This window comes from Shewanella sp. H8 (assembly GCF_040285065.1).
Taxonomy (GTDB): Bacteria; Pseudomonadota; Gammaproteobacteria; order Enterobacterales; family Shewanellaceae; genus Shewanella; species Shewanella polaris.
The window spans coordinates 4,418,258-4,437,112 of the sequence record NZ_CP157213.1 but is presented as its reverse complement, the minus strand read 5'-3'; the positions used below and the strand labels follow the sequence as shown (position 1 = coordinate 4,437,112).

15 protein-coding genes and 1 pseudogene are annotated in these 18,855 nt (G+C 41.1%); 9 read left to right on the top strand and 7 right to left on the bottom strand.

Features of this window, described 5'->3' with window-relative positions:
* Positions 1–10 precede the first annotated feature (10 nt).
* Positions 11–619 (bottom strand): TetR/AcrR family transcriptional regulator, encoded by a 609-nt coding sequence (locus tag ABIS04_RS19375; protein WP_350432140.1) that lies wholly within the window; start codon positions 617–619, stop codon positions 11–13.
* 105 nt (positions 620–724) lie between these two features.
* Here ABIS04_RS19375 and ABIS04_RS19370 point away from each other — a divergent pair, with 105 nt between their 5' ends.
* The 6 genes and pseudogenes from ABIS04_RS19370 (at position 725) to ABIS04_RS19345 (ending at position 9,873) form a co-directional block, all read left to right on the top strand.
* Positions 725–1,828 (top strand): MBL fold metallo-hydrolase, encoded by a 1,104-nt coding sequence (locus tag ABIS04_RS19370; protein WP_350432139.1) that lies wholly within the window; start codon positions 725–727, stop codon positions 1,826–1,828.
* A gap of 325 nt (positions 1,829–2,153) precedes the next feature.
* Positions 2,154–3,302 carry an efflux RND transporter periplasmic adaptor subunit gene (locus ABIS04_RS19365; RefSeq protein WP_137224207.1) on the top strand — a complete coding sequence of 383 codons (1,149 nt, stop codon included), beginning with the start codon at positions 2,154–2,156 and terminating at the stop codon, positions 3,300–3,302.
* 9 nt (positions 3,303–3,311) lie between these two features.
* Positions 3,312–6,467 carry an efflux RND transporter permease subunit gene (locus ABIS04_RS19360; RefSeq protein WP_350432138.1) on the top strand — a complete coding sequence of 1,052 codons (3,156 nt, stop codon included), beginning with the start codon at positions 3,312–3,314 and terminating at the stop codon, positions 6,465–6,467.
* Between the two features lie 416 nt (positions 6,468–6,883).
* A complete protein-coding gene (locus ABIS04_RS19355; protein WP_140235452.1) occupies positions 6,884–7,423 on the top strand; it encodes a hypothetical protein in 540 nt (179 codons plus the stop codon).
* 379 nt (positions 7,424–7,802) lie between these two features.
* Positions 7,803–8,423: pseudogene (locus tag ABIS04_RS19350) on the top strand (lytic transglycosylase domain-containing protein); the annotation flags it as partial.
* A 91-nt stretch (positions 8,424–8,514) separates the two neighbouring features.
* The gene (locus tag ABIS04_RS19345) at positions 8,515–9,873 is read left to right on the top strand and encodes a M28 family peptidase (RefSeq protein ID WP_371833655.1); all 1,359 of its coding nucleotides are present in this window, start codon (positions 8,515–8,517) and stop codon (positions 9,871–9,873) included.
* 359 nt (positions 9,874–10,232) lie between these two features.
* On the opposite strand, the gene ABIS04_RS19340 is transcribed toward ABIS04_RS19345, so the two are convergent.
* Complete coding sequence (locus tag ABIS04_RS19340) at positions 10,233–11,078, bottom strand: 23S rRNA (adenine(2030)-N(6))-methyltransferase RlmJ (RefSeq protein WP_140235450.1); 846 nt, start codon at positions 11,076–11,078, stop codon at positions 10,233–10,235.
* 128 nt (positions 11,079–11,206) lie between these two features.
* Here ABIS04_RS19340 and ABIS04_RS19335 point away from each other — a divergent pair, with 128 nt between their 5' ends.
* Entirely contained in the window at positions 11,207–11,983 is a 777-nt protein-coding gene (locus ABIS04_RS19335; RefSeq protein ID WP_350433479.1) for a class I SAM-dependent methyltransferase, read from the top strand.
* Between the two features lie 690 nt (positions 11,984–12,673).
* Positions 12,674–14,620: a S9 family peptidase gene (locus ABIS04_RS19330; RefSeq protein ID WP_350432136.1), complete on the top strand. Its 1,947-nt coding sequence runs from the start codon at positions 12,674–12,676 to the stop codon at positions 14,618–14,620.
* Between the two features lie 606 nt (positions 14,621–15,226).
* On the opposite strand, the gene ABIS04_RS19325 is transcribed toward ABIS04_RS19330, so the two are convergent.
* Both ABIS04_RS19325 and ABIS04_RS19320 read right to left on the bottom strand, forming a co-directional pair.
* Complete coding sequence (locus ABIS04_RS19325) at positions 15,227–15,487, bottom strand: hypothetical protein (protein ID WP_350432135.1); 261 nt, start codon at positions 15,485–15,487, stop codon at positions 15,227–15,229.
* Positions 15,453–15,713, bottom strand: coding sequence for a type II secretion system protein (locus tag ABIS04_RS19320; protein ID WP_350432134.1), 261 nt, complete (start codon positions 15,711–15,713; stop codon positions 15,453–15,455). The genes ABIS04_RS19325 and ABIS04_RS19320 overlap by 35 nt, the downstream gene beginning before the upstream one ends.
* 335 nt (positions 15,714–16,048) lie before the next feature.
* Between ABIS04_RS19320 and mog the strand changes: the two genes are divergently transcribed.
* Positions 16,049–16,582 (top strand): molybdopterin adenylyltransferase, encoded by a 534-nt coding sequence (mog, locus tag ABIS04_RS19315; protein WP_350432133.1) that lies wholly within the window; start codon positions 16,049–16,051, stop codon positions 16,580–16,582.
* Between the two features lie 75 nt (positions 16,583–16,657).
* On the opposite strand, the gene ABIS04_RS19310 is transcribed toward mog, so the two are convergent.
* The 3 genes from ABIS04_RS19310 to ABIS04_RS19300 all read right to left on the bottom strand — a co-directional run bounded on the left by ABIS04_RS19310 (position 16,658) and on the right by ABIS04_RS19300 (position 18,854).
* The gene (locus ABIS04_RS19310; RefSeq protein ID WP_350432132.1) at positions 16,658–16,882 is read right to left on the bottom strand and encodes a hypothetical protein; all 225 of its coding nucleotides are present in this window, start codon (positions 16,880–16,882) and stop codon (positions 16,658–16,660) included.
* A gap of 104 nt (positions 16,883–16,986) precedes the next feature.
* Positions 16,987–18,120, bottom strand: coding sequence for an ABC transporter permease (locus ABIS04_RS19305; RefSeq protein WP_140235447.1), 1,134 nt, complete (start codon positions 18,118–18,120; stop codon positions 16,987–16,989).
* Positions 18,120–18,854 carry an ATP-binding cassette domain-containing protein gene (locus ABIS04_RS19300; protein ID WP_137224244.1) on the bottom strand — a complete coding sequence of 245 codons (735 nt, stop codon included), beginning with the start codon at positions 18,852–18,854 and terminating at the stop codon, positions 18,120–18,122. The genes ABIS04_RS19305 and ABIS04_RS19300 overlap by 1 nt, the downstream gene beginning before the upstream one ends.
* Position 18,855: the final 1 nt, after the last annotated feature.

Genomic DNA, 18,855 nt, shown 5'->3' with positions numbered 1-18,855 from the left:
CTTAATGTACTTATGCTTGATATCGAGATAAGAACATAACAACGATGGACGAAGCTACCTCATCTTTTTGTTGGTCATTTAATGGTTTTTCTATTTGAAATATTAAAGGCCAAAAACATTGACCCTTAATCAAGCTTTGTAATTCTGCTTGGGCTTGTTCAACATTAGTTACATTTAATCGAGCATCTTGAATTGCCGCTTTTATCCAACGAAAAGTGGCCGTTTCTTCCTTGATTATTTTTTGTATTTCTTCTTGTATTTCAGTCGTATAAAATAAATTTCCAATCACCATTCGTGATACTTCAATGTGTTCTTCTGATTGAATGTAATCAATATCTATTCGCACCAACTGTTGCAGTTGATCCGCCAAAGATTGATGTGAATTGTATACTAAAGAAGGTTGAGCTAATGCTTGCTTCCATAGGTCGGTCATTAAGCTTATGACCAAAGATTCTTTTGTCGCAAAATGATTGTATACCGTACGTTTAGATACCTCAGCCACTTCGGCTAATTTATCCATACTAGTAGCTGTAACCCCTAATTCTTTAAAGGTTGTTCTGGCTGCTTCAATAATCGCGGCACGTTTAATTTGGCTACGAGTTTGTTTTTCTGTATTCATGATAATCACGACAAAGGATTTATTTGATATATTTTACACTGAGCAGTTTACTTTTCAATGGGAGATTATTAAACTACACCGTGTAGTATACTTGCTGGTGTCAAAATGAAGGTTTTATCAGGTGTTATCATTGTTTTTATGGTGCTCGCAGCCATTATTTGGTTAACAAAAATTGGGACGGCAAACAAAAATAATAAACCATTTACCAATAGCGAAAAAGCATACCAAGCTGGTTTAAGTAGTATATGGCCGATTGCCAAAGCTTATTGGAAAACGCAACGTCAGGCACCAGCCCCTAAAGATGCCGTTCCTTTGATAGCATTAACAGCAGATATATTGGCACAATCAACAGAAGATGCAGTATATCGCTTAGGCCATTCAACATTATTGATGCGTATAGACGGCGAATACTTATTAATTGATCCGGTATTCAGCGAACGAGCATCACCCGTACAGTGGGCTGGTCCAAAACGATTTCATCAATCACCCATTAGCATTGCTGATTTACCGGCGATAAAAACCGTTATTATCAGCCATGACCATTACGACCATCTTGATAAAGCTGCAATTGAACAATTGGCTGCTAACGTTCAGCATTTTGTGACGCCACTTAACGTCGGTGAATACTTAACCGCTTGGGGAGTTGACCCTATTCAAGTGACCGAACTGGAATGGTGGCAATCTGTTGAATTAAATGGCCTAAGTATTACTGCAACCCCGGCACAACACTTTTCTGGCCGCGGCCTATTCGATCGTAACCAAACGTTATGGGCGAGTTGGGTGATCCAAGGGATAAAACACAAAGTATTTTATAGTGGTGACAGTGGCTATTTTAACGGTTTTAAACAAATAGGTGAGCGTTTTGGCCCCTTTGATCTGAGCATGATTGAAACGGGGGCTTATAATGAATTATGGAGCGATATTCATATGTTGCCAGAGCAGAGCTTACAAGCGCATATTGATGTTAAAGCCAAAGCAATGATGCCCGTTCACAATGGCACGTTCGATTTAGCATTACATGATTGGTTTGAACCATTTGAGCGCATTAATCTGCTAGCCAAGCAGTATAATGTCACCTTACTAACACCAAAATTTGGTCAAGCAGTCATGTTGGCCGACCCACAAGCTAATGAGCTGTGGTGGCATGCCATTATGGTTGATCCTAAAAAGATGGATGAATTAAATGAGGTTGTCACGAGTAACCACTAAATTATTATATTCATAGTGCATACAATTAAGTTGTGTGAGTCAAAAACGATTTTACCAACATGTTATTAAACAGTGAATTTAATGAGGTGTTCGGTCTGGTTTGTTTGATTATTTATTCAGATATCACAATCAATTAACAAATTAACTATAGATAACGTAAACTTATTATTTATTTACAATTTAATATCTATTGTTAAGTTGTTTGAATTTTATACCTATGCGATAAAGAACCCAGAAATTTTTATAGATTAATAATTAGCTATTATCAAATAAGCAGCTCAAAATTAAGCATGCCATATTGATATAAATCGGAGTAGGAGCAACCATGCATAAAGCATTGAAAGTCGCTGCAGTAATATCTGCAGCATTATGGATTACCGCTTGTGGTCAAGGGGATGAAAATGCCCAGGCGCAACAACAACGTCCACCTACTCCAGTTGGTGTGATGACTGTTGAAGCAGTTTCACAAGCTATTAAGGTTGAATTACCTGGCCGTAGCCGCGCTTTTTTGGAAGCCGAGGTGCGCCCACAAGTATCAGGAATTATTACTAAACGTGCCTTTGTTGAAGGTACCGAAGTAACACAAGGTCAGTCACTTTATCAAATTGATTCTGCCACTTATAAAGCTGCATTAATCAGTGCCGAAGCCGATTTAGCCAGTGCCAAAGCTTCGTTAGCATCAGCTAAAGCTAAAGCTGCTCGTTATGCACAATTGATTAAAACTAATGCAGTGAGTAAGCAAGATTTTGACGAAACAGAAGCGGCTTACAAAGAAGCACAAGCAGCAGTGACTGTGGCTAAAGCAGCCATTAATACAGCAAAAATTAATCTTGAATATACAGAGGTAAAAGCACCGATTTCTGGTCATATTGGTAAGTCGTCTGTGACTGCTGGTGCGCTCGTTACCGCAAATCAAAGTACAACACTCGCGACCATTCAACAGCTTGATCCGATTAATATCGATATTGTTCAGTCAAGTGCGCAACTATTACGTTTAAAAGCCAATTTGCGTTCAGGCCAGTTATTGAAAAGTGACAATGCTAAAGTGACCTTAATGCTTGAAGATGGCAGTACTTATGAGCATGAAGGTATATTGCAGTTTGCCGAAGTTAATGTTGATGAAACCACTGGTTCAGTCACATTACGTGCCGAGTTCCCTAATCCTGATGGCACATTGTTACCTGGTATGTACGTTCGTGCGATATTAAATGCTGGCCAAGACCCTCAAGCTATTTTAGTACCACAGCGCGCTATTACGCGTAATAGTAAAGGTCAAGCCGTCGCGATGCTCGTTGATAAAGACAATAACGTTGAAATGCGCGTGGTAAAAACCGCCGAAGTAATTGGCAATCAATGGCGTATTGTTGATGGCTTAGCTGCGGGAGATAAATTAATTGTCGAAGGGTTACAAAAAATTCGCGCAGGCGCACCCGTTTCACCACAAACATTAACGGCTGACCAACCACAAAAGTAGGGATAAATTATGGCTCGCTTTTTTATTGATCGCCCTATCTTTGCTTGGGTGATTGCATTATTAATTATGCTCGCAGGTGTACTAGCCATTAAAGGCTTACCCATTGCACAGTATCCGAGTATTGCACCGCCAACCGTGGTGATCAGTGCTTACTATCCAGGTGCTTCGGCTAAAACCATGGAAGATACGGTCACTCAGGTGATTGAACAGCAAATGACTGGCTTGGATCACTTACGTTATATCTCCTCCACCAGTGATAGTTTTGGTAATACCAAGATTACCTTAACGTTTAATGCAGAGGCCGATCCTGATATTGCCCAAGTTCAAGTTCAGAACAAGCTACAAGCTGCTACACCATTGTTACCGACTGAAGTTCAACAACAAGGCGTAAAAGTTAACAAGTCCAGTTCTGGGTTTTTAATGGTATTAGGTTTTGTGTCTCAAGATGGTTCAATGGGAAAAAGTGACATTGCTGATTATGTTGCTGCCAACATTCAAGACCCAATGAGTCGCGTACCTGGAGTGGGTGAACTCACGCTTTTTGGTGCGCAATATGCTATGCGAATTTGGTTGGACCCGCTGAAATTAACCCAATACAACTTAACCAGTATTGATGTTACTACGGCGATTGGTGAGCAAAATGCGCAAATTTCAGCGGGTCAGTTAGGTGGTGCGCCATCGCTTGCTGGTCAAGAACTTAACGCGACAGTGACAGCTCAAAGTCGTTTACAAACACCTGAGCAATTTAAACGTATTATTCTTAAATCTGATTCGTCAGGGGCAAATGTTTATCTTGAAGATGTCGCTAAAGTTGAACTCGGTGCAGAAAGTTACGCGGTCACTTCTTATTATAATGGTAAACCCGCGTCAGGTTTAGCTGTTAAATTAGCTACCGGTGCCAATGCACTGGACACAGCTACAGGCGTTAAAACCAAAATTAATGAGATGAAAGCATTTTTCCCGCAAGGGCTAGAAGTCGTTTATCCCTATGATACTACCCCATTCGTAGAGCAATCAATTGAAGGTGTTGTGCATACATTGATAGAAGCCGTTATATTGGTATTCTTGATTATGTATCTGTTCTTGCAAAACTTTAGAGCAACGCTTATTCCTACTATTGCTGTACCTGTGGTATTGCTAGGTACGTTTGCTGTGTTATCAGCAGCAGGTTTTACCATTAACACGCTCACCATGTTTGCGATGGTATTAGCTATTGGCTTGCTGGTGGACGATGCCATTGTTGTCGTAGAAAACGTTGAACGAGTCATGTCTGAAGAGGGCTTAAGTCCTGTAGAGGCCACTCGGAAATCAATGGATCAAATTACCAGTGCCTTGGTTGGTATCGGATTAACCTTATCGGCGGTATTTGTTCCTATGGCCTTTATGTCGGGGTCCACAGGGGTAATTTATCGTCAGTTCTCCATTACTATTGTGGCCGCGATGGCTTTATCAGTATTTGTGGCAATTGTACTGACACCAGCATTATGTGCCACGATGTTGAAACCCGTTAAAAAAGGTCATACCTACGCTGAAACAGGCTTTTTTGGCTGGTTTAACCGTAAGTTTGATGCTCTTACTGTACGTTATGGGAATACTGTAGGCGGTATTATTAAGCGTTCATTCCGTGCCATGATGGTTTACGTTGTGTTGGTTATCGCAGTGGCTTGGATTTTCTTGCGTATGCCAACCGCTTTCTTACCCGATGAAGACCAAGGTATCTTGTTTACCCAAGCTATTCTACCTACTAACTCGACCCAAGAAAGTACTGAAAAAGTGTTGCGAAAGGTGTCTGACTATTACCTAAATGACGAGAAAGACATTGTTAGATCCGTGTTTACCGTATCCGGCTTTAGTTTTGCGGGTTCAGGTCAAAACATGGGTATCGCGTTTGTTGGCTTAAAAGATTGGTCTACCCGTGAAGCGCCTGGTGAAGATGTGAAATCGTTGGCAGGTCGAGCAATGGGACGCTTTATGCAAATTAAAGAAGCCCTAGTATTTGCTTTTGTACCGCCATCAGTTATTGAGCTGGGTACCGCAAATGGTTTTGACTTGTATTTAAAAGACTTGAGTGGCCAAGGTCATGAAAAGTTAATTGAAGCTCGTAATCAACTGTTTGGCTTAGCAGCGCAAAACCCGAACTTAGTTGGGGTAAGGCCTAACGGTCAAGAAGATGCGCCTATGTATCAAATTCATTTAGATCATGCCAAATTACGTGCATTAGATATTGATATTAGTAATGCAAACACAGTGTTGGCCACTGCGTGGGGTGGCTCTTACGTCAATGACTTTATTGATCGCGGCCGCGTGAAAAAAGTCTATGTGCAAGGCGAAGCCAAATACCGCATGCAGCCAAGTGACTTAGACTCTTGGTATGTGCGCAATAGTAATGGCGAAATGGTACCATTTTCGGCTTTTGCTACTGGTTCATGGGAGTATGGTTCACCACAGCTACAACGTTTTAACGGTGTTCCAGCGGTTAACATTCAAGGCGCAACGGCACCCGGTTACAGTACTGGTGATGCTATGGATTCACTTGAAGAAATGGCTAAACAACTTCCGCCTGGATATGCTTTAGAGTGGAATGGTTTATCCTATGAGGAACGTTTATCGGGTAACCAAGCGCCAAGTTTATATGCTTTATCGGTATTAATCGTGTTCTTGGTGTTAGCGGCACTGTATGAAAGTTGGGCAATACCATTATCCGTTATTTTAGTGGTTCCTGTTGGGGTTATCGGTGCGCTAGTGGCCATGAGTAGTCGCGGCTTATCTAACGATGTATTTTTCCAAGTGGGCTTGTTAACGACAGTGGGACTGGCAACTAAAAATGCTATCTTGATTGTTGAGTTTGCGAAGGAATACTACGAGAAAGGGTCTGGCTTATTTGAGGCAACCTTACATGCAGTTAGAGTGCGTTTACGTCCTATTTTAATGACCTCACTGGCATTTGGTTTAGGAGTTCTGCCGTTAGCGCTTAGTACGGGCGTCGGTTCTGGTAGCCAAAATGCCATTGGTACTGCTGTAGTGGGCGGTATGCTATCGTCGACATTCTTAGGTATTTTCTTTATTCCGGTGTTCTTTGTGGTCGTTGAAAGTATTTTCAGCAAGCGTAAAAAACCGACCGAGGAAGAAGAGGAAATTGTTGATAACGATAGAAAGTCGGTTTAATTTGTAAATTCGATTAAGAAAAAGCCCAGTTTTGCTGGGCTTTTTTGTGCCAATAATAACAATATTAACCTAAGCATTAATAAACTTATTAACAAGCATTAAGTGATCATTTCAAAAGAGTATTTTGTTCATTTATAGTAACGAAACTTAAATAGTGTTTAAAAAATACTCATGAAAAATTAGCATTAGGCATTTGAAAAAATTGACTATTAAAATTTTAACTGTGTATTTAATACCCTAATACTCATTATTATTTATGTTATGCTTAAAATCTTAATTAAAACAGGTTTTTAACATCTTTTTGAACATGGTAAGTACTTTTGTGGTTACTTTTTAGCGAAGATATCGCTGATAAAGATGAACTTTTAATTAAATTATGATTATTATAGTGAATAACAAGAATAAAGGATGACACCATGCCGGCGCTGTTTATTAGCCTTATTTTAGCCGCTATTCTGGCTTATCTTTGGTATGCCAGTTTACTTAAAAAACGCACTTCAGCCATTGAAGCGCTAAAAGTGATCGACTCAAAAATTGATAAAAGACTGACATTGTTTACCGAGCTATGTCAGGAAAAACCTTCTTATCCACGTCCTTTGACAGATGACCAACAAGCCCAATTACAGCACCTGAAACAGCTACAACCTCAGTATGATTGGGATCAGCCTATTGAAGAATCAAATGTGGCTGGTGGCTCCTTGTCTGTATCGATAGCAGCTTGGCAACAAATTGACCAAGGTTTAGAGGCATTGTTAACCACTGTGAACAAAGACAAATTGTGTGCCGACCAGCTTGCCGAGTATATCCAGTTAGAGCTCGACTTTGTGCATGCGGAAGACTTTTATCGCAAAGCTGTAGAGGAGCTAAACAGTGGTGTAAAAATTTTCCCTGGTTCGGCAGTTGCTAAATTTGCTCATATCGCGCCGATGCCGATATTTGATCAAGTGAAGGAATAACCTCATGAAATGGCGTAATCGACAGACGCTATGGGGTATCGCTACGTTGCTGGCTTGCGTTTTTGTACCTATGCATGTACGAGCCAAGCAAGTGATTTACCCTGCCGTGGAAGACGTTGAAAAGCCGCAAATCAAAGCTAAGTATATTCCTGAGCAAGCTGCAGTAAAGAAACAGTTGTCGTTACAGCAATCTCAAACTTCCACCGCTGAAAATCGCCTCGAGCCAACTATTGATACATATAACGTGTTGAGTCGCCGCAACACTGAGCCAATCGATGAGCAATCAATTAATGATCAGCTGTCGTTGAATGCTGGTTATGTGGGCGATAAACAGAAACCGCGTACCTTAACCAACAATTATTCGTTAATGAAAACAGGCACAGTATCGAGTAAGCCTCGTGTTAAGGCCAATTATTCTGAAAATGGTCTTGTCAGTGATTTAGGCGTTGAAAAGCGTAAAGTGTTTCAATACAAACAAACCAATGGGGTGATGGTGTTTAGCGATCAGCAACCGCTGGATGCAGACTATCAAGTGTTATTGTATGAATGTTTTGCTTGTCGAGTCGATTCTGTTATCGATTGGTATAAGATCCCACTATTTACCTCACATTTTGCTACCGACGTGGCTTTAGCTGCGCGGCAGTATCAGCTTGACCCTGCGCTCATTCGAGCTGTAATTCATGCAGAATCAGCATTTAAAATCGGCGCTTTATCCAAAGCTGGTGCCCAAGGGTTAATGCAATTAATGCCTGGTACTGCTAGTGATATGGACGTCGATGATCCTTTTAATGCTCAACAGAATATTCGTGGTGGCAGTCGTTATCTTGCGCAGTTATTAAGCCAATTTAACGGCGACATTGACCTTACTTGTGCGGCATACAATGCCGGCCCAACGACGGTTATGCAATACCGCGGTATACCTCCCTATCCTGAAACACAAGCTTATGTGAAGCGGGTGAAAATATTATTAAAACGCTACCAAAAAGCATTAGCCAGTTAATTTAAGGTATTTATTAATGAACCATTTAATTCATAAAGTACAACCTAAACGCGTTAAACTCAGTCGTAATAACGGTTATTGTTTAGCTGGTATGGCTGGGTTGCTGATATTGGGCGCTGTAACCGTGCCAGCATTTGCTGCAGACAAATCATCGTTTGTTGCCCCATCACAAGAAGATGTGCGTTTATACGACATTGCTACCGCACCACAAGCTAAGCGTATTGAACAAGATATTCGTACTTTAGTCGGTTTTGGTACTCGGCATACCTTGTCTGATACAAAATCTGACACCCAAGGTATTGGCGCCGCTAGACGTTGGATTGAAGCTGAGTTTAATCGTATATCCAAAGAGTGTGGTGGTTGTTTAGAAGTGGTGACGGTTGGTGACACCGTTCAAGGCAAGCGAATCGCGAACCCAACAGAAGTGGTTAACGTTATCGCTATTCAGCGCGGTAAAACGGATCCTAACCGTGTAGTGATGATGAGCGGCGACATTGATTCGCGTGTTAGTGATGTGCTGGATGCCACCTCAATTTCTCCTGGTGCTAACGACAATGCATCGGGTGTAGCTGGGGCATTAGAAGCTGCACGAATATTATCAAAATACCAATTTAACGGCACTATTGTTTATGCTGCATTGTCGGGTGAAGAACAAGGTTTGTATGGCGGCAATATTTTAGCTGACTATGCCAAAGCACAAAATTGGCAGGTTCAAGCAGTATTAAATAATGACATGATTGGCAATATATCTGGCATTAATGGCGTGATGAATAACAGTAGTGTACGGGTGTTTTCTGAAGGTGTACGTTTTACCGAAACGGCAGATGAAGCTAAACAAAGGTATTTTAGTGGCGGCGAAAATGATTCAGCTTCGCGCAATTTAGCCCGTAAAATTAAGTCGCTAGCCGACCAGTACATGACTAATTTAGAGGTGATGCTCGTGTATCGACTCGATCGTTTTGGTCGTGGTGGACATCATTTACCGTTTAATCAGGCTGGTTTACCTGCTGTGCGTATTATGGAAACCAACGAAAACTATAATCGTCAGCATCAAGATATTCGTGTCGAAAACGGCATTGCTTATGGCGATGTGATTGAAGGGGTGGATTTTGATTTTACTGCCAAATTGACCTCGCTTAATGCGATTAGTTTAGCGTCACAAGCATGGGCACCAGCACCACCAACTAAAGTAACTGTTGCAGGGCAAGTATCACCAAGTACCAAGTTAAGTTGGGCTGATAGTGACGATAAAACGGTCGTTGGTTATCGCGTATATTGGCGATTAACTACTGTACCGGAATGGACTCATAGTCGTTATGTCGGCAAGGTTAATCAGTTCACGCTAGATAATATGGTAATCGATAATTATTTGTATGGTGTCGCGAGTGTCGCCGCCAATGGCAATGTTAGCCCTGTGGTATTCCCTGGTGCGGCAGGCGCGTTTTTTTAAGTAATGCTCAGTCATACGTCAATAAATAACATCAAGGTCGTGGCGCTTCGCCCACACCCGACCAAGAAGGGAAAAACTGCTTCCCCCTCTTGGATCTCCCCCGCAGCTCCGACAAAGTGTTGATCCTCATAGCATAATAAAAATCGCCTAACGGCTCAGATGGTACATCCATGTACCCCTGAGCCTGTGCCATCATCCATGATGTCACTACGGCATTTTCATCACGCTATTTCGGACACTTCGGACGGAGAACCATTGAGCCTGCAGGTTAATTCCATTTGAAATTTGTGTGTTATTTCAATAAAGATAGTTAGGATCTGATACGACAATAAACTCACATCTTTTGCGGGTAGAAAGTCTTACTCGCCGACTTCCCACTTTACGCTAATGCTTCCGTCGGCACCGCCTAGTAAAGGCGCTAAATAATCCAATGTTTCTTTGGCGAGTTCATCCAATTGCCAAGGCGGATTAATTACCCATAAACCTGCTGCTGTCATACCAAACTCGTCACTGTCGGCGCTAATGCCTTGCTCAATACGCAGTTGTTTCTTAATGCCACTATTTTTAAGCAGGGTTAACATTGCTTCTGTTTGCTCACGTTTAACAACGGGATACCATAAAATAAATGTGCCTGTTGCAAAGCGTTTGTGGGCTTTTATGATAGCTTTAGCCACATCTTGATAGTCAGTTTTCATTTCATAGCTAGGGTCAATTAATATTACACCACGGCGCTCTAATGGCGGTACCGCGGCAATTAATCCCTGTAAACCATCACCTTTAATCACTTTGACTTGTTTGTCTTCAGCAAAATAGTCTGCTAACAACTCATGGTCAGTACCATGCAGTTCGTGTAACACCATACGATCTTGTGGACGAAGCTCAACATCTACAATAGCCGGTGAGCCAGGGTATACCGTTAACTCGCCATCAAACTCAGCGTTAAAGTGTTGCACTGTTTCAACATAGTTGGCCAATGCAGTGGGTAAATTAGTGTGGTCCCATAATTTGGCAACACCCTCTAAATACTCGCCAGTTTTTTGCGCAAACTCATCGGTTAATGAGTAGGCACCTGCACCTGCATGAGTATCGATATACACATAAGGTTTATCTTTTTTCTGCATCGCTTTTAATACTTGAATAAGCATTGAGTGCTTAAGCACATCGGCATAATTGCCTGCATGATAACCGTGACGATAACTGAGCATGGGTATTTCCATTAACTAATGAGACAGCAAAACTGTGTAATCGCCACATTATAAGTGGTCTAGCGCACGAGGTATAGGTGTTCACTGGTGATGGCTTTTGGCATAATGGCGTAGTTTCTTATATTGGCATGGTAATCATCTTGTTGCAGACACCTATCTTCTTTAATCAGCAGTATCCTTCATTAGTCGACATCGCCCAGCGTTGGCAGCTTGTGTGGGACAAAGACGCCGCGTTTGAATTGCGTTTTGAGAAAAACTGTTTAAGTTTGCATAAGCGAGATGAACCTAAGCTCGACGGTATTAGTGTTGACTTTGTGTTTGGAGCTGTGGCGCATCGTCGCAAATTTGGTGGTGGTCGAGGTCAGTCTATTGCCAAAGCGGTTGGGCTAAAGCAAGGTGTCACACCTACTGTAGTTGATGGCACAGCAGGGCTTGGTCGAGATGCTTTTGTATTGGCCAGTTTAGGTTGTAAGGTCATTATGGTTGAACGTCATCCCGTTGTGGCTGCATTGCTTGAAGATGGTTTACGCCGAGCTTACGAAGACGCCGAAATAGGCCATTGGATGCGCGATCTTATGAGCTTATTTCATGGCTCAAGTATTAGTGCATTAGCTGATGCCGCTCAGTCATCTGGCACCGAGATCGATGTCGTTTACCTCGACCCTATGTACCCGCACCGCGAAAAATCAGCCCTGGTTAAAAAAGAAATGCGCGTGTTTCAAACCTTAGTCGGAGCCGATCTTGATGCCGATGGGCTGTTAGCACCCGCTATGGCACTCGCCACTAAGCGCGTGGTGGTAAAACGCCCTGATTACGCTGAAGACTTAGACGGTGTTAAACCTAGTATGGTTATCGCAACCAAGAAAAACCGCTTTGATGTATATGTAAAATCCGCAATGAAATAGCTTTTTGTAAAGTAGACTCATTTTTATTCGTTATTACAGATTAAATTCAGATTTGTAGTAGCCGAGGCCGACCAACATACTTTGTTCCATTCTGAATTTGTGCTGTTTCTGCTAATAAGTTTTGATGCCCTTGACCAAGATTACCTAATGGGCGCATGTCCCATCATGCTGAAAAATAAACATTACTCGGCATAGCCGTTTCTAATCAATGTTTATCATTTTTTATGTTGTGAGTACTTTAGCTCTATAACAATGTCTATGGTGTTCTGTTAAATGACAATGTTGTCATATAGGTTGCGGGTGCGACACCTCAGATTAGATGCTTTTAAGCGTTTACCGCAAGAATAAAACTCAATGGAAGTGCTGCTTGTTGAAGATGAACAAAAAATTGCGGATTTTAGCTGTGAAGAACTGTGCACAAAAAATTCCTTATTTCTTCATTGTTTTAAATGTTATAAAATAGATGCGATTATGATGCGGTATTGATTCTTTGATAACCTATCTTGTTGTTAATATTAATATAACTCTATGGATGTATGATTATTGTAGTTATATGTAAAGGGTGTAGTGTTGACCTTAATTTTTCAGGTTATATCGTTATAAATATAAGTAATGGCTCAAAGTCATAAATTCAATACAAATTTATCTTGATCTTGCTACTTCGCTTTTAAGAATATAAATGGAGGTTTAATGATGTTTTGGAATAAAAATAATGGATTAATTTTGCGGAGTAACTTTAAAGATTTTCTTTTATATTTTGTCTTGTTGTTTGCATTTAGTTCAAGCAACGTTTTTGCGGTAAGTGTTAATGACTTTTCTCGTGCCCCTGAGTTTTATAATGTCAAAATATCGCCCGACGGTAAACACCTTGCTATTTTGGTTAACACTGAAGGACGTAAGACATTAGCTTTTTTAGATACTAAAACCTTTAACGTAACCTTTGCACTTAGTAGTGAAAAGCATGATCAAGTTGCTGATTATTATTGGGTGAACAATGAGCGAGTTGTGATCCAAGTTGAGCAGGTTCGTGGGGCGCTCGAAAAGCCACTTGATTATGGCGAAATTTATTCTGTAAATTTTGATGGTTCAAAAGGGTTAATGGTATTTGGCTACCGCAGTAAAAACCCAACCGCTCAAGGGGGGTTTCTGATTGATCTTCTTGAAGGTGATGATAAGCATGTATTGATTTCTAAACGTGCATTAAGTCGTAGAACCGACGTTTTTTCAGAAGTCACTAAGTTGAACATCTATAGTGGTAAAGCGCGTAAAGTGAAGCGTGCTCCCATCGTTTATAGTGAGTTTTTAATAGACCATGAAGGATATCCTCGTTTTGTATCTGGATTAGACAAAAATTACCGAACTCATCTTTATTACTCATCAGGTAAGGGAGATTCATGGAGCCAGTTTGGTGAAGACTTTGATGGAGAATTCCAGCCAATTGCATTTTCGTCCGATAATAATAGTATTTATGCGCTAAAAAGTGACGATGGTGGCCCGAAAGGACTTTATCACTATGACTTATTAACAAATAAGGAGACTGAGCTTTATCGCAGCACCATGGTCGATCCAACTTATGTCATAAGCTCCCAACTGAATGAAGTTTTTGGTCTGCGTTTGGATGAGGATTACCCTAATTATCTGTATCTGCAACCAAGCTCTGTTGAAGCTAAATTACATCAGTCACTTGTACAAGCTTTTAATGGTGACACTGTATTAGTGACCAGTGTCACGGCTGATGACAAACAAGCCATAGTACATGTGAGTAGTGATCGTAATCCTGGTGTGTTTTACCTTTTTGACACCGATACAATGAAAGCACGTCATTTACTAAATGCTCGAGGTTGGATAAAACCGAGTGAGATGGCGATGACAGAGCCTTTTAGAATTAAGACTAAAGACGGTTTAATTTTGAATGGGTTGATGACTTTACCAAAAGGGAAAGATAAAAATTTACCAACAGTTATCTTACCTCATGGCGGTCCACATGCTCGTGACTATTGGGGTTTTGACCCAATTGTACAGATGCTTGCAAGTAGAGGCTACGCAGTGGTACAAGTGAATTTTCGTGGTTCTACAGGGTATGGCAAGTCTTTTGAAAAGGCTGGTTATGGTAATTGGGGAACAAAAATTCAAGATGACATAATGCTAGCAACCCAATATGCAATTCAACAAGGCGTGGCAGATGAGAAACGAATGTGTATTTTTGGCATTAGTTTTGGTGGTTACAGCGCTTTGCAGAGTGGAGTTCGCTTTCCTGACACGTTTAAGTGTGTAATTGGTTATGCAGGTGTTTATGATTTGGAGATGCTTTATAACGAAGGTGATGTTACATCGATGACTTGGGGTGATGCTTTTTTAGATGAAACTCTGGGTAGCGATAAAGCCGTTCAGCGAGCACAATCACCGGTTTACTCTGTCAATAAACTTAAAGCTCCAGTGTTAATTATTCATGGTGAAGATGATGAACGAGCACCAATCGAACATGCAGAAGCGTTAAAAGCAGCGCTGGATAAAGCTAATCAACCATACGAGTGGCTGGTTAAGGATAATGAAGGGCACGGTTTTTACAAAGAGGAGAATATCCAGGAAGTCTATGAGACGATACTTGCTTTTGTAGATAAGTACATTGGCCATTAGTGCCTATTATATTTAAACATGAGGCATCATTTTAACGAAGTTGATTCGGTGCCTCTGTATAAAATATCCAGTCTAATAAACATTGTTAACTTCTATTTTCAAATGATGTCATAACGAATATAAGTTTCTTATCTCTATTTAAATTTATCTGATTTTATTGTTAATTTTAAATCACGATTCTTTCGTGATTTCTAGAACCTAGTTTTTGGGATCTAACATGTCTATGCGAAGTCATATAAAGTGCGATCTTCATCGTAAATAGGCGAGTGTTTTTTACTCTTGTTTGTAAGTAAAATCCGAATGTAACAAACCTTGAACCGATATTGAGTTCTACATAGTCGTGGCCCGATAAACTCACGCCAATTCGTTTGGATTAAATCAATAAAAGCTTCAGGTGATAAAGAGCCTGTTTACAACCTCTCTGAATGACACTTGTACAATATCTTTCTAACAAAGTGGTGTGCAAATAGATATCTCGCTAGTGAGGTATCTATTTTTTCTCTTTATGGTAAATCAAATGGCACAGATAATATTTGTCGCATAAATGGCAATGAGAATGGCTTTTTCACCGTTTACTATTGCCTCAATTACCTTATTTGATGAACTCTAACAACCGGTAGTGGTAAGACTATAAAATGTTGGTTCAGACGGATCCGATGAACTTGCCAAATAACGCAAGCTACAGTCAGCAAAAGATGTAAATCCCTTAGGATAAATAGATACAGATGGATTCGTTCCTGAATTATAATACACAGCCCAATCGGCAGTAATATCAGTCTTCGATGGGTCTACTACCACCTCAAACGAACCATCAAGCGCTTTTACAACATTATCAATAACCCAAGGTGGTACTAATCGTTTCCCCATTCAATGTCACCGAACCCGGATCGAGCTTTTCTTGACCAGACAACACGGCTTTTGAATACACTAAGGTATTGGCCGACTTCAATACGCCTTGTAAGCCATTCAAATTGGCAATAAGAGCATCGCTTTTCAGGTTAATAAACTTGGGCGCTGCCACTACAGCCAAAATCCCTAAAATAATAATCACTACCACTAATTCAATAAGGGTAAAACCGCGCTGTTTATTCATGCGTATGTTCTCTCATGTTATGCTGAAACCTAGCCAGTGAAAAATATTGTCGAATCAAGCGCAAATTTATGTGGCTCACCCTCTGGTGGGGCTAAGAGGTTAATAAAGTCCGTCGAACCCAGCTAATGAACTAAGTGACTGTTTGATAACCGCTTACTATCCTGAACAGAAAATACATTGTAATGCATAATCAGGCGTCATCGCTGTGCTAGAAAGCAATTTTTTGAACAGTTACCGATATATCAGTATACGATTTTGTGAACGTCGATTTTTTTGTTAGATTGTGCGCATATAATTGCATTACTGCATTTACCCCACATAAGGGAAAGTTAACCATGAGCAAAGCTAAAATCGGCATCGTAACGGTTAGTGATCGTGCCAGCGCTGGCGTATACGAAGACTTGTCTGGAAAGGCCATTATTGATGTACTGAATGAATATTTAACCTCGGAATGGGAACCTGTCTATAAGGTTATTCCTGACGAAGGTGATGTTATTGAAACCACATTGATTGATTTAGCCGACAACCAAGATTGCTGCTTAATCGTCACTACTGGCGGAACCGGCCCAGCAAAGCGCGATGTGACGCCAGAAGCGACCGAAGCGGTGTGCGATAGAATGATGCCCGGCTTTGGTGAGTTAATGCGTGCAGAGTCATTAAAATTTGTCCCTACGGCTATTTTGTCACGTCAAACTGCGGGTTTACGTGGAGATTCGCTGATTGTGAATTTACCGGGCAAACCTAAGTCTATCCGCGAATGTTTAGATGCCGTTTTCCCTGCAATTCCGTATTGTATCGACTTAATGGACGGACCATTTTTAGTCTGTGACGAAGCAGTGATAAAGCCATTTAGACCTAAAGCAAAATAATAACTAACTTGATTAAAAATGCCGTCTAAATTTGACGGCATTTTTATTCGAACTTATTGATCTTCCTCATTTATTCTATAGCCGTTTAAACTGCTGCTTTAAATCAAAATCACTGTCGGTAACCAGTTTCTCTAACACTTGCACTCGTTCAATCAGCGCTTGGTTTTGTGCTTGTAGATCGCTAACGCTACCCATGTCAGCTCGTTGCTTATTTTTCATATAATACTTAAACATTTCAGATGCCGTGGTGCCAACCACAATAATGAAGACCAGTGCGATGATGGCTAAATCGTTGTCCATAATGACTCCTTATTTATGCGTTTTATTAAATTTATTGTATTCATGATTTTGCTTGTGTTACTAACCCAACCTTATTTCAATGCGATAAGGTTGGGGTTCTATCGTTATAGCCCAAAGACGACTTTTTCACTCTTAAGTGATTTTTCTAAGCCTGCGGCTAATGCTATCGCAATGATCAGTGTGGTCACTGATGAAATAATTAACTGCATCATTGGAATTTCACGACCTTTAATAAAGTCCATTAATGCTTGCTGCTGGCCAGATACTGGTAACCACTGCAATACGTCTGGGGCAATGTTGTAACTGGCTGCCATTGACAATGCCAGTGGCACAAATAACACCATGGTTAAGTATGATTGCGCCTCTTTAAAGGTTTTGGCCATAAACGACACATACAATTGTAAAGTGGCGGCCATCAATGCGACGGGAATGCCTACGAGGAACATTAAGCCCATAAAGTCTTGGCTAATGTTGATGGTAAAGCCGATTTCTTGCCACGGTACAAAGGGATAAGCCACTTTTGATACCAGCAAAATCAAGATTAATCCGAGCAGAGCAAAACACGTAACAGCAATGATTTTACCGATGACTAATTCGCGGGTGCTCATTGGGTGGCTTAACAATAATGCTAGTGAATTACGCTCACGCTCACCGGCACTGGTGTCGATAGCGAGGTTCATGCCGGAAATAAATACCGAGTACATCATGGTGAAAATGGCGATGCCTAAAATCATTCCACCTTTAGAGTCTGGTGTGGCTTTATCTTCGATATTAACCTTCAACGGCTGGGTGATACGTGGATTAATACCGCGTGCAATTAAGCGAATACTGCCCATTTCTGCGCTATAGGCTTGCAGTTGACGCTCTAGTCGACGAATTGATTTTTGCAGCTTCTCATCTGAATTGTCGGCTATTAATATCACTTCAGCTTGTTTAGCTTTGGCCATGTTGGCGGCGTAATCGTCACTAATCGTTAAGATTATTTTATTCGCTTGTTCATCTTCACCATGGTTGATGCCGTTATTACTTAAGTAGCGCACTAAATCTGGAGCGTTATCGGCATTGTTAATATTGATATTTAAATCTTCTGGGCTAGACAGTTGGCCAATTAATACCATAAACATGCCGCACATGATCAGCGGCGTACCAATGGCATAATATAAACCAGCCATAACCGATCGTTTATCTCGTGCGGCGTCGATGAGTTCTTTGCGCACCATTGCGAGTATCATTTTCATTATGCTGCAATCCCTTCGTCAGTACCGATAAGTTCGATAAATGCATCTTCTAGCGAGTCTTTACCTGTTTGCTGACACAATTCGTCAGGGCTACCAATAGCAACAACTTTGCCATTAGCCATTACGATTACTCTGTCACATAAGGCGGCGACTTCTTGCATCACGTGGCTTGAAAACAACACACAATGACCTTCAGCTTTGAGTTGCAATAAAATGTCACGCAATAAACGGGTACTCATGACATCAAGTCCACGAGTGGGCTCGTCTAATATGATGTTACTTGGCTTGTGTACTATCGCTTGTGCTAATGCCGTTTTCATTCGTTGGCCTTGGGAAAAACCTTTGCAGCGACGGTCGCTAATGTCTTCAAGCTTGAGCTGTGCAATCACATCGGCAGTGGCTTCTTTAGCTTGTTTACGCGACATGCCGCTGAGTTCAGCAAAAAAGGTAATGTATTCACGTGGGGTAAGGCGCTCGTACAAACCAAAAGGGTCTGGGAATAAACCTAATTGCTTTTTGGCTCCTATTGGATCGACAGCCACATCAATATGATTGACGGTGGCAGTGCCAGAGTCTGGTTTAAGTAAGCCAAACAAGGTACGTAAACAGGTCGTTTTACCGGCACCATTGGGGCCGAGTAAACCCGTAATTTGACCATTTTCAGCGCTAAAGCTTAAATCATCTAGAGCCTGCACATCGCCAATTTTTTTAGTTAAGTTTGCAACAGTAATCATG